The organism is Jingyaoa shaoxingensis (assembly GCF_014385005.1).
Classification (GTDB): Bacteria; Bacillota; Clostridia; order Lachnospirales; family Lachnospiraceae; genus Marvinbryantia; species Marvinbryantia shaoxingensis.
Map to the genome: position 1 here is coordinate 190,927 of NZ_JACRSZ010000003.1, position 11,918 is coordinate 202,844.

Genomic DNA, 11,918 nt, shown 5'->3' on the forward strand with positions numbered 1-11,918 from the left:
CTTTTTATGGAATCTCAATATTTTTTTTCATTTTCAAAAAAATTCACACAAGCTTCACTTTTTTATGATATAGTTAAAAAAATAATTGTATAACAGAAAGGATTTGTTTATGAAGAAAAAATATGTGATACCATTCGCTGTTCTCCTCAGTGTTGCGTCCCTTGCCGGATGTGGTAAAAAAGATGAGAATCCCTACAGCAAATACGTAACGCTTGGAGATTATACCGGTATGACAATAGACCGGATTGTTACTACTATTTCGGATGACGATGTCCAGAATGAGATTCAGAATGATCTGTACGCCGACGCTGATTTTAAAGAGGTTACAGACCGTGGTGCCAAAGAAGGTGATACGGTCAATATTGATTATACCGGAACCATCAACGGCAAAGAATTTGAAGGCGGTTCCGACACTGATTATGATCTGGAGCTTGGATCAGGCACTTTTCTGGACGATTTCGAAGCCGGTATCGTTGGTATGAAGACAGGTGACACAAAGGATATCACTGTTACATTTCCAGATGAATACGACGGCACGCTTGACGGACAGACTGCAGTCTTCTCTGTCACTGTGAATTCCATCTCCGAAGTCATTCTTCCGGATTACAACGATGCCTATGTAAAAGAAAATTATGGTTTTGACACAACCGCAGACTTTGAAGCTTCTGTCAAAGAAGATCTTCAGTCTCAGTATGACGATGACGCCACCTATACTGCATGCTCTGATGCACTTTCCATGGCGGTTGACAACGCCACCTTTGACGGCTATCCTGAAGATATGTACAATACCGTAAAAGAACAGATGGAATCCGAAAATCAGGCTTTTGCTGACCAGCTTGGTATTGAATGGACAGATCTTGCAGGTGATGATTATGACATTGAAGACGATGTATTAAACAGCGTTCATGAAGAACTGGTTGTGTATGCTATTGCCGCAAAAGAAAAACTGGAAGTCACTGACGATGAGTTCAATACCTTTGTAGATGATAACTGGGAATTATATGAATATGATACAAAAGAAGATTTTCTGAACGATAACAGCGAAGAGGATCTCCGCTATAGCCTGCTTTATCAGAAGGTTCTTGATTTTCTGGGAGAAAATAATACTTTTAACGATATCGACGAAGATGAGTATTACACTGACGAAGATTTTCTTGACGAAGCATCCATGGATCCTGAAGATGAATCCGATGCCGGCTTAGAACTGGAAACAGATGTTGATGATACAGGCGCTGCCTTTGAAGATATATCTGAAATTACTGCTGAGACAGAAAGTGAAACCAATGCATAACAAAGCTACTTCTCCTGTTTCCATAACAGGAAGCACTTTAAAACTGATTGCTGTTATTACTATGCTGATTGACCATATGGGGGCTGCACTTGTCGGTCCCCTTCGTCATAAACTGCCGGACGGCAGTGCCCTGGGTGATTTCTGTATAATGATTTACCCTCATATGCGTAATATTGGCAGACTTGCTTTTCCCATTTTCTGTTTTTTGCTTGTGGAAGGATTTCTTCATACACGAAATGTAAGAAAATATGCATCTCGTATGTTTGTATTCGCATTAATTTCAGAATTGCCGTTTGATTATGCTTTTTCCAATCAGCTCCTTAGAAACGCTCACCAAAATGTTTATTTCACTCTTCTAATTGGGCTTCTGGTTATGATTGGGATGTCTTATTTTGAATTCCGTACCCCCAGAACAAAAGTCGGAAATTATCTGAATCTTCTAACGCAGATCTTCATCGCTGCTGTCGGTTTGTGGATGGCCGATTTTCTGCATACAGACTACAATTATAAAGGTGTATTTCTGATTATTGTCCTGTATTCCCTGCGTCTCGATCGTCGGCTGCAGGCCATCTTCGGAGCCATTACGATTTCCTGGGAAATGTATGCTCCCTTCGCTTTTATTCCTGTCTGGTTCTATAACGGACAGCGAGGACGGCAGATGAAGTACTTCTTTTACTGGTTCTATCCTGTTCATCTGCTTATTCTGGGATTTCTGAGACATGTAGTCATCCCGCATTTTCTGATCTGACAGTTAAAATAACGTATCTGTTCAGCCCTTTACAAATACAATGCTTTGCCGTTCCTGATCCTTCTCTGGTCAGGAACGTTTTGTTACTGTTTGCATATGACCGGTAACCCTTTTTCTGCAATTTGCTTCTGCCTGGTCATTTCCCATAAGAATTCCGGTAAACTGTGTACCGATCCGCTCTACCTCTCCAAGAACAGTCTGAATACCCTTTTCCTGCTGAAACCAGTTTGTCCTCGTAATCCCCTGAGTCTCCACAGGACAGATCAGGAACTCTGTATTGGGGAACATACAGTTAAAATACATTCTGGATCGTGCTCCATGGAATGCCTGACACACGATCAGGACTTTTTCAGGCATATCTTCTTCCCGGTAACCCATTTCTTCCAGAAGACAGCGTATATAGATGGCATTCTCATAAGTAAATGTTGCCTGCTTCTCCTGCCAGATATCTTCTTCTTTTACACCATTCTCCAGCAATACCGTTCTCAGGAAATCGCTTTCTGTTGCGAATTCCCGGTTCCGATAGCTTTCCGGTGAAACAGCCCCTGCAAATTTTTTCTGCAAAATACTGTACTTTCCGGAAACAATGATTTTACCGGCGAAGCCTTTCTGATAAAGCTGTGCCGCCCGCACTGCAAGTTCACCATATCCACTCCCCGGAATAAAAATAAACTCGCACTTCTGCGGCTGATCTTCCTGAAATATAAAATCTGTAATCTGATCGTAAAACATATGTTTCTCCTGCTTCTGGAATTTTATTGAAAAAAAATTTATCACATGCTATACTGAATTGTAATTGAATTCTATGGAGGTACTATGAAACATCAAATTATGGAAGCTGAAGTGTGCAGTGAGCACCATCATCATATGAATCTGCATGTTCCGCAGATCAGTCCTGACGACCTGTATCAACTGGCTGATCTTTTTAAAGCATTCGGAGACCCTACCAGACTTCGTATCCTGTATACCCTGTCAGAAGGTGAGTTATGTGTCTGCGATATTGCTGACAGTCTTTCTATGACGCAGAGTGCCATTTCCCACCAGCTTCGTATTCTGAAAGAAAAACATCTGGTAAAAGCCCGCCGGGATGGTAAAACTATTTTTTATTCCCTTGCAGATACTCATGTAGCTACAATTATCTCACAGGGACTGAATCATGTACTGGAATAATTTTTCAGCCATCCAATCTGTTTTTATCTGTTTATAATGAATGCCCTGTTCCATCTTTTATTGAATGGACAGGGCATTTTCTTATCTTCTATTTTGATGCAGGTAATTTGAAAGAACTCTTCAGGGAAACGATACGGTTAAATACCGGTTTCTCCGGTGTGGAATCGTGCGAATCTACGCAGAAGAATCCCTGTCTTACAAACTGGAAGCTATCATAGGCTTTTGCCTCACCTAGTGCCGGTTCTACATAACATTCTTCTAATACTGTCAGAGAATTCGGGTTCAGATTCAGGGAACCATCTTCATTATATACTCCCTTTTCCTCATCTATAATATTCTCGTATAATCTGACTTCTGCCTTCACTGCTGTCTTTGCTGCTACCCAGTGGATTGTACCTTTTACTTTTCTTCCATCCGGACTGTTTCCACCCTTGGATGCCGGATCGTATGTGCAGTGGATTACTGATACATTACCGTCTTCGTCCTTCTCAAATCCTGTACATTTTACAAAATATGCATTCATCAGACGAACTTCATTATCCGGGAACAGACGGAAATATTTCTTTGGCGGCACTTCCATGAAATCCTCACGGTCAATATAAAGTTCACGTCCAAATGGAACCTTTCTGGATCCCAATTCCGGATTCTCCAGATTGTTCACTACATCCAAATATTCAATCTGGTCTTCCGGATAATTGTCAATTACAAGCTTCACCGGATTCAGTGCTGCCATCATACGAGGTCTCTTCAGCTTCAGATCCTCTCGGATACAGTACTCCAACATAGCATAATCTACAGAACTCTGTGCCTTAGATACACCGCACAGTTCCACAAACATCTTAATGGACTCCGGTGTAAATCCACGTCTCTTTAATGCTGCAATGGATACCAGACGAGGGTCATCCCAACCGTCTACGATCTTCTCTTCTACCAGCTTCTTGATATAGCGTTTTCCTGTTACCACATTGGTCAGATACAACTTGGCAAACTCGATCTGTTTTGGTGGATGTTCATATCCCACCTCACGAACCACCCAGTCATACAGTGGTCTGTGGTCTTCAAATTCCAGTGTACAAATAGAGTGAGTTACTCCTTCGATTGCATCCTCGATTGGATGTGCGAAGTCATACATTGGATAGATGCACCACTTGTCTCCGGTATTGTGATGTGTCATATGAGCCACACGGTAAATGATCGGGTCTCTCATGTTGATATTCGGAGAAGCCATATCAATCTTCGCTCTTAATACCTTTTCTCCGTCTGCATATTTTCCGGCACGCATCTCTTCAAATAACTGAAGATTCTCTTCCACGCTTCTGTCACGGTATGGGCTGTTCTTGCCAGGCTCTGTCAGTGTTCCTCTGTATTCACGGATCTGGTCTGCAGTCAGGTCACATACATATGCCTTGCCCTTTTTGATCAGGTTCACAGCAGCCTCGTACATCTGGTCAAAATAATTCGACGCAAAAAACAGACGATCTTCCCAGTCTGCACCCAGCCATGCCACATCAGCCTTGATGGACTCTACAAATTCCATCTTCTCTTTGGTAGGGTTCGTATCATCAAATCGTAAGTTAAACTTACCACCGTACTTCTGCGCCAGTCCATAATTCAGTAATATAGACTTGGCATGTCCGATATGCAGATATCCGTTTGGCTCCGGCGGGAATCTGGTACATACCGTTTCGCAGTGCCCCTCTGCAATATCATTCTCTATCATCTGTTCAATAAAGTTCTTGGAAACCGTTTCCTTTTCCATAAATCTGCCTCCGATAATTAATCTCCTCGCGATGTAATCGCATACTTCTTCTTTTATACCATAATTTTCGATGAAATTCAACGTATTTAGATTTACTTTTTGACTGGGATATACTATGATAGTGAAAGATTCTATCAGATGTATTCTGAAATAAAGAGGTTATTACATGTATTATTTTATTGTAAACCCGTCTTCCAGTTCCGGAAAGGGAATGAAGATCTGGAAAACGGTTGAAAAACAACTGCACACTGAACACGTTCCGTATCATGTGTTTTTCACCAGCCGCCATACTCCGGGGAGCGAACTTGCGAAACTGATTTCCAGTCGTCATGCTCCGTGCACTATTGTTGCAGTCGGTGGTGACGGAACTGTAAATGAAGTGATAAACGGACTCACTAATTTTGATAAGATCCGGTTCGGATATATCCCATCCGGTTCCGGAAACGACCTGGCAGCCGGTCTTGGCCTGAAGACTTCTCCTCTGGCAGCACTGCATGCCATTCTGCATCCCAAATGCATCCGCCCAATCACCATAGGATGCACCCACACACCGGAAAAGACTTATCGTTTTATTGTCAGCAGTGGAATTGGATATGATGCTGCTGTGTGTCACGAAGCCATTAATTCCGGTATGAAAAAACTGCTGAACCGTTTCGGTCTTGGCAGGCTGACTTACCTCAGCATTGCATTGAAGCAATTGATTCTGCTTCATTCCACGCCTGTCAGCATGCTGCTGGATGATCGCAGACAGTTTGAATTCGACGATATCTTTTTCATTGCCGGAATGAATCTGAAATACGAAGGCGGTGGTTTCAAGTTCTGCCCGGATGCAGATCCATGTGATGATTATCTGGATCTCTGTCTGATCGAAAAGATGTCCAAGCTGCGCATTTTACGTCTTCTGCCAACTGCATTTAAAGGAGATCATGTGAATTTTGACGGTGTACATATTTACCGATGCAAAAAAGCTGTCATCCGTACAGCCACTCCTCTGGCAGTACATACAGATGGGGAAAAGGCCGGTTTTCAGTGGCTGATTACATGGGAACTGGAACCGGAAAAACTCTCCTTTATTATTTCCTGATCCGTCATCTGTCGTCATTATTTTTGATAGCATTACAGTAAAAAGGTCACTCCCACTGTAATTCACAGGAAAGGGAATGACCTTTTCATTTCGCCTGTTTTTAGTTAAATCCATAAAACTTCTGTGTAATCCGATAGGCTGCCACAGACATTTTTCTTCCACTCTTTCCAGGGATGTTGCAGGCTCTTCCCAGCAGTCCGTGACGGATCTGCAGGTACAGTCCTGTATCCACATTCTTCAAATAAGTCCAGAGCTCCTGCTTTTTCTTAAAGTTCTCTTCTGTCCCTGATTTTAACAGAAGCATAGAAGATACTGTCATAATAATATCCAGATAACTGAGCATATATCGTCTGCAGTTCTTATTCGTTCCGCGGATTCCAGCCATGGTATCAATCATGAGCTTATTCACCTTGATCTGCTGATCAATTCTTCCAATCATCACCTGTTCATTGACAGACTGATCTTCTCTTCCAATGTAATAATGGTAAAACAGATCATCGATATAATACATCTTCTTCACTGATGGCAGTGGCTGGAACACAAACAGGTTGTCTACATAAAACGTATGCTTTGGCAGTTCCAGTCCACATTCTCTCAGAAGGTTGGTGCGGTAGATCATAGAATGCATAAGAATATATTTTCCGGCACGCATCTTCTTCAGGTCTTTCCATTCAAATACCTTTTCCGTAGGCATGTATTTGCGGTACTGCATAACTTTTTTATGCTTTGCCCCCACTTTGTCATACACGAAATTACTGATTACAGCATCTACCGTATCAGGTCCTGCCACCAGCTTCTTCAATGTTGCAATAATCTTTGGCAGAGTTCTCTCATCTACCCAGTCATCACTGTCAACCACTTTAAAATACAGTCCTGTCGCATTTTTCAGACCTGTATTTACTGCTTCCCCGTGTCCTCCGTTTTCCTGATGCACCGCCTTTACAATACCAGGATATCTGGAGACATATTCTTCTGCGATCTCTCCGGTACGATCTTTTGACCCATCATTAACAATAATAATCTCTATATCATCTCCGCCCGGAAGCAGTGATTCGATACATTTTCTCATATAATCCTGTGAATTATAACTTGGTATGGCTACTGATAAAATCTTCATTTACGATTCCCCCCTGTATTTCTCCTGCCCCAGTCTGATCTCCATATATTTTGCATATGCTGCAAATGCTGCAGGTATCGGATATTTTTCTTCTGTAAGCGACGGTTCTACAAACAGATATTCTCCTGTCTGTATTGGATCTTCAATCCAGACCAGATAAGCTGACATATGCCATTCCACATGGCTGAAAATATGCTTTGCCGGTTCCAGCGGACGAATACGAATAGGCGAAAAGCCTTTTTCCTTTACCCACTGCACCGCCTCGTCCTGCGTCAAAATCCCCGGTGTATTCGGTAATTCATATAAGCCGGAAAGCAGTCCCTTCTCAGGTCTCTTGTGAATAGCCAGATGTTCTCCATCCCGTATAATCAACACGGTCTTTTCTTCTGTTCTTCTCGGTTTCTTTGCTTTCTTTACCGGAATCTCTCCGGTCACATTCTGAAGATGTGCCTGACAAAGTTTCTCCAATGGGCAGTCTGTGCAATGCGGTTCTCCATTTGGGACGCACACCATTGCTCCCAGTTCCATCAGTGCCTGATTAAACGCGCCGGGACGTTCTGCAGGCATAATTGCAGTTACCCTTTCTTCCATTGACCTTTTCACTGACTGCTTTAACACATCTTCCCTGCTGAGCAGCACTCTGGAAAGAACTCTCAGAACATTTCCATCCACTGCAGGTGCCACTTTACCATAAGCAATCGATGCAACTGCTCCTGCCGTATAACTGCCGATTCCCTTCAGCTTCTGCAGTTCCGCATATTCGTCCGGAATCTTTCCGTTATAGTCCTTTATGACCGTCTGCGCCGCGATCTGCATATTTCGCACACGGTTATAATAGCCAAGCCCCTCCCACAGCTTCAACAGTTCTTCTTCCTGACACTGTGCCAGAGACTGCACGTCAGGCAATGCTTTCATAAATCTCCGGTAAAAGGGCTTTACTGCTTCCACCCGGGTCTGCTGGAGCATAATCTCCGATACCCAGACACGATAAGGCGTCGGCTGATCTCTCCAGGGCAATACCCGGGCATTCCGGTCAAACCACTCCAGCAGCGGTTTGACTATTTCTTCCAGTTCTCTGTCCATATCATTCCTTTTCTGAACAATTACTTCAGTTCTTATTTAGTAATAACAGATAATCGGAATACCATCATACACTCTGTCATAAATCTCTTTTGCTGCAGCCGGCGGTAAATTCACGCATCCATGCGAACCGTCGGTCTGATAAATATTTCCGCCAAAACTACTTCTCCAGCTTGCATCATGAAGACCAATTCCTCCGTTAAATGGCATCCAGTATGTTACTTTTGTCTCATATTCATTATTCTCGCCTTTTAATACTGATGGTGATTCCTTGTAATATAGTGTATAAGTACCTTCAGGCGTCTTTCTTGACGGATCAGATGCCAGTCCGGATACACAATCCGTAGACACTGCCTCTTCCCCATCAATATACAGCCATACATGCTGGCTTCCAAGATCTATCTCCACATAACTGTCTCCGAGGTCACTGTTATACCAACTTACCGCGGTCTGTGCATACTCCGCATAGGTATCTCCTGTATTACCTGACCAGATAGCATCAATCAGATAATCGCAGGTAGCATCCTGATCCATCAGCCAGCCATAAGATCCTCCATCTACTGTCACTTCACTGCCAGAGTGGGTCTTAAATGTACGCGGGCGGTCTGCCGTATCATACTTGTCTGCCATCTCTGCAACAAATGCCTTTATCGCATCCTTGTCCAGTTCCACACTGCCGTCATCATCATAAGACAGCCAGCCTCTCACTCTGTCTGCATCCACTTTTTCAGAATGTTCTCCAAACAGATACGTCAGATCTGTACTGATACACGTGTTAAGCTTCTCAACTGTCTTTGCCAGTACTTCATCATCTTGCCTTCTGGCAGGCTTCTCGTAGCAGTCCTTTTCTTCCAGAGAAACTTTCACTCTGGCAAAATCCACCGCTTCCTGTATCAGTCCGACAACCTCAGCTTTCTTTAGCAGATTACCTTCCACTTCTGGCATAACCTGATACTTTCCCTCCAGGAAATCAATATACGCATCTGCCGGTCTGGTCACCTTTTCTTCATCCAGACACTGCAGCTGGTCTACTGCCTGCTTCAACAATTCTTCATCATACTGTGCACTGGAATCAAATGTGTAAGATATCTCTCTTTTCAGATAAAACGGCCATTCATACAACTTCTGACTGTCTTTGAATGCCTGTACCTCTCCCTTTGATACATAATGATAATCAATCTGATCTGCGGTAATCGTCTCTGTGATACCTCCACGCTCATCAATCTCCAGACTATATCCCGCAATCACTGCTGCAATTCTGGATTCCACATCTTCTACCGTCAGCTGTGATGCATCAAATCCATTAATTGTCGTATGCATAAAAAAGTGATCTTTAAAATAGACCATCCCATAAATATACACCCCAGCCACAGCCAGTAATGCCAATATAATCAGGGAAAGAAAAATGTTCCGCGCAATCCTGCCTGCGGACATCTTTTTTTCCCCATCTCTTCTTTCTTCTCTGCGTGTTCTGCGCTTCTCCTGCTGTTCCTCAGAACGTTCCTCTTTTTCTGTCATATTCCCCTTTATCCCCCCCGGAATTATATTCTTCCAAATTATAACACACTTTGGTTTTTGTGAAAAGCGTCTTATTTAAGGTTCCTTTTATTTCAATAAAATCTTAAGGATTTCTTCACGTGGTAATGTAGGTCTGATAACCATTTTCACGCAGAGCAGCTTCCATACGAACTGCATTTTCCAGCTTACGGAAAGCGCCTACCTGCACCAGATAATAGCCGTTATTCTCCACCAAAAATGCCGGATATCCTTCAGCAGACAATTTTTCCTGCTGCCGCAGCGCATTCTCCCTGTTGCGGAATGCACCTGTCTGCACACGGTAATATACTTCTTCCCTTTCCTGCACTGCATCTTCATTTTTTGCAACTGTCTGTAAAATAGAATCCGCTATGGAATCCGCAATCCGGTCAAACTCTTCATCAAAAAGTCGGTTATCTTCTTCGCTGTTTATAAATCCTGTTTCCACCAACACTGCCGGCATCCTGCTTCTTCTTAATATAACCAGTCCCGGACGTATCTTTACACCGTTATTGCGAAATCCAATATTTTCCAGTCCGCTGTTAATAGCTTCTGCCACTTCTGCTTTTTCTCCTTTGTTATCATAAACCAGCGTCTCCACACCTGTATACTGATTGGGATATTCACTGGAATTGCGATGCAGGGACACCAGAAAATCCGCACCGGACTCATTTGCTGCCATTGCTTTCTGATAAGGTGTCTGATAAATATCCTCCGTTCTTGTATAGAATACGTCAGTTCCTGCATTCTGCAGTCTTTCTCCCACTGCCAGGGCAAGCTTCAGATTATCATCCTTTTCCTGCCTTCCCTGATAGACTGCCCCGGGATCCGCACCTCCATGTCCTGCGTCAATTGCTATTTTTGCCATAAAAAACTCCTGCATTATGCTCTTTCTCTATAGCATATGCAGAAGTCTCTTAATTGGAAAATAGCTTCATGTAAAAACGCCTTACCGACTGCAGTCCCTGCTGTGCTGCACAGCGCTTAAAGAAACTGGCTTCAACAGATAGTCATTAATAAATAATTTCCATGCATCCAGGGCATATTCTTGGGTATCTGATATAAAATTAATCTGGATATCTTCTCCCTTTTTCTTCAGTTCTTTTGCAAGGGCAATGCCAGACATCCCCTTTAGAACCACTTCAGTGTAGCACACATCAATATGTCTGCCTTTTGCATAAGCTGCTGCATCTTCTGCCGCCTGAAATGTACAGATTTTCTCTCTGCCATATACGCTTTCCACTTTATTTTTCAGATCAAGAAGTTCATCATAATCCTTCATAACCAGAATAATTTCCATGTTTTTCAAACACTCCCTTTGAGAATTCTGCCCAACTGTAATTTGCCATATATTCTCCATTATAAGAATTCACCGCAATCGGGTCACCTTTCATAAAATCATAAGCATCACACCGTAATCTGCTCACATCAATAGCAAGATGATTCCATGTTTTAAGATACAATTCGCCAATCCCCTCTTTTTTCAGATCAGTCTTGAGACTGTTCATGATCACATTCGTCTGGCTTTTCAGATTTCGGTCATATTCCCTGTCTTCAAAAAGAATTCCTGCAATCTCTGCCGTTGTCACAGACGCTCCCCTGCGGTCAATGAGATATGCAAACAGTTCCTTTGCCTTCGCCCTCTCAAACACCATTGGCTTGCCATCCACAAACACCTCAAAATTGCCAAAAGTCTGTACTTTCACTGCTTTTGTATGTTTTTCTTCTGGCTGACTGCTCTCTATCCAGCTTTTATCCATATTGCGCAGCGTATTTCTGATATCCTCAGCTTTAATCGGCTTAAGAAGGTACCCAAGCGCATACATCTTGTATGCCTCAAATGCATATTCACTGTAAGCGGTACAGAAAACAATCTTCGCCTCCGGAAAGGATTCTTTTATCAGCTTTGCCAGTTCGATTCCCGTGATCCCACGCAGTTTCATATCCAGAAAAGCATACTGAACCGGTGTTTTTTCTTCACTGTTCTTTTTCAGGAATTTCAGAACATCACCGATTTTCTGAAAACCAGAGATGGATTCATCGGGAAACACTTCTCTGAGTGCCCGCATCAGTGCATTTAATTCCAGTTTTTCATCATCTACTGCAAGTATCTGCATGCTGCCTCTCCCTTTC

At 42.9% G+C, this 11,918-nt stretch carries 12 protein-coding genes; 4 read left to right on the forward strand and 8 right to left on the reverse strand.

Going from position 1 to position 11,918, the window contains the following annotated elements; translation table 11 throughout:
* The first annotated feature begins 109 nt into the window (after positions 1-109).
* Positions 110-1,291 carry a trigger factor gene (gene tig / locus H8716_RS04780; protein WP_249307380.1) on the forward strand — a complete coding sequence of 394 codons (1,182 nt, stop codon included), beginning with the start codon at positions 110-112 and terminating at the stop codon, positions 1,289-1,291.
* Positions 1,284-2,039: a TraX family protein gene (locus H8716_RS04785; protein ID WP_249307381.1), complete on the forward strand. Its 756-nt coding sequence runs from the start codon at positions 1,284-1,286 to the stop codon at positions 2,037-2,039. Before tig ends, H8716_RS04785 begins: the two co-directional genes overlap by 8 nt.
* A gap of 69 nt (positions 2,040-2,108) precedes the next feature.
* Here H8716_RS04785 and H8716_RS04790 read toward each other — a convergent pair whose 3' ends face one another.
* Complete coding sequence (locus H8716_RS04790; protein ID WP_249307382.1) at positions 2,109-2,771, reverse strand: YdcF family protein; 663 nt, start codon at positions 2,769-2,771, stop codon at positions 2,109-2,111.
* A gap of 84 nt (positions 2,772-2,855) precedes the next feature.
* Here H8716_RS04790 and H8716_RS04795 point away from each other — a divergent pair, with 84 nt between their 5' ends.
* The gene (locus tag H8716_RS04795) at positions 2,856-3,209 is read left to right on the forward strand and encodes an ArsR/SmtB family transcription factor (protein ID WP_408610879.1); all 354 of its coding nucleotides are present in this window, start codon (positions 2,856-2,858) and stop codon (positions 3,207-3,209) included.
* 88 nt (positions 3,210-3,297) lie between these two features.
* On the opposite strand, the gene H8716_RS04800 is transcribed toward H8716_RS04795, so the two are convergent.
* Complete coding sequence (locus H8716_RS04800; protein ID WP_249307383.1) at positions 3,298-4,968, reverse strand: glutamine--tRNA ligase/YqeY domain fusion protein; 1,671 nt, start codon at positions 4,966-4,968, stop codon at positions 3,298-3,300.
* A gap of 166 nt (positions 4,969-5,134) precedes the next feature.
* Here H8716_RS04800 and H8716_RS04805 point away from each other — a divergent pair, with 166 nt between their 5' ends.
* The gene (locus tag H8716_RS04805) at positions 5,135-6,052 is read left to right on the forward strand and encodes a diacylglycerol/lipid kinase family protein (RefSeq protein ID WP_249307384.1); all 918 of its coding nucleotides are present in this window, start codon (positions 5,135-5,137) and stop codon (positions 6,050-6,052) included.
* Positions 6,053-6,152: 100 nt separating this feature from the next.
* On the opposite strand, the gene H8716_RS04810 is transcribed toward H8716_RS04805, so the two are convergent.
* The 6 genes from H8716_RS04810 to H8716_RS04835 all read right to left on the reverse strand — a co-directional run bounded on the left by H8716_RS04810 (position 6,153) and on the right by H8716_RS04835 (position 11,902).
* Positions 6,153-7,169, reverse strand: coding sequence for a glycosyltransferase family 2 protein (locus tag H8716_RS04810; protein WP_249307385.1), 1,017 nt, complete (start codon positions 7,167-7,169; stop codon positions 6,153-6,155).
* Complete coding sequence (mutY, locus tag H8716_RS04815) at positions 7,170-8,252, reverse strand: A/G-specific adenine glycosylase (RefSeq protein ID WP_249307386.1); 1,083 nt, start codon at positions 8,250-8,252, stop codon at positions 7,170-7,172.
* A 36-nt stretch (positions 8,253-8,288) separates the two neighbouring features.
* The gene (locus tag H8716_RS04820) at positions 8,289-9,767 is read right to left on the reverse strand and encodes a L,D-transpeptidase family protein (RefSeq protein ID WP_249307387.1); all 1,479 of its coding nucleotides are present in this window, start codon (positions 9,765-9,767) and stop codon (positions 8,289-8,291) included.
* Positions 9,768-9,882: 115 nt separating this feature from the next.
* A complete protein-coding gene (locus tag H8716_RS04825) occupies positions 9,883-10,653 on the reverse strand; it encodes an N-acetylmuramoyl-L-alanine amidase (protein WP_249307388.1) in 771 nt (256 codons plus the stop codon).
* 81 nt (positions 10,654-10,734) lie between these two features.
* Positions 10,735-11,085 (reverse strand): response regulator transcription factor, encoded by a 351-nt coding sequence (locus tag H8716_RS04830; protein ID WP_249307389.1) that lies wholly within the window; start codon positions 11,083-11,085, stop codon positions 10,735-10,737.
* A complete protein-coding gene (locus H8716_RS04835; protein ID WP_249307390.1) occupies positions 11,054-11,902 on the reverse strand; it encodes a response regulator in 849 nt (282 codons plus the stop codon). Before H8716_RS04835 ends, H8716_RS04830 begins: the two co-directional genes overlap by 32 nt.
* Positions 11,903-11,918: the final 16 nt, after the last annotated feature.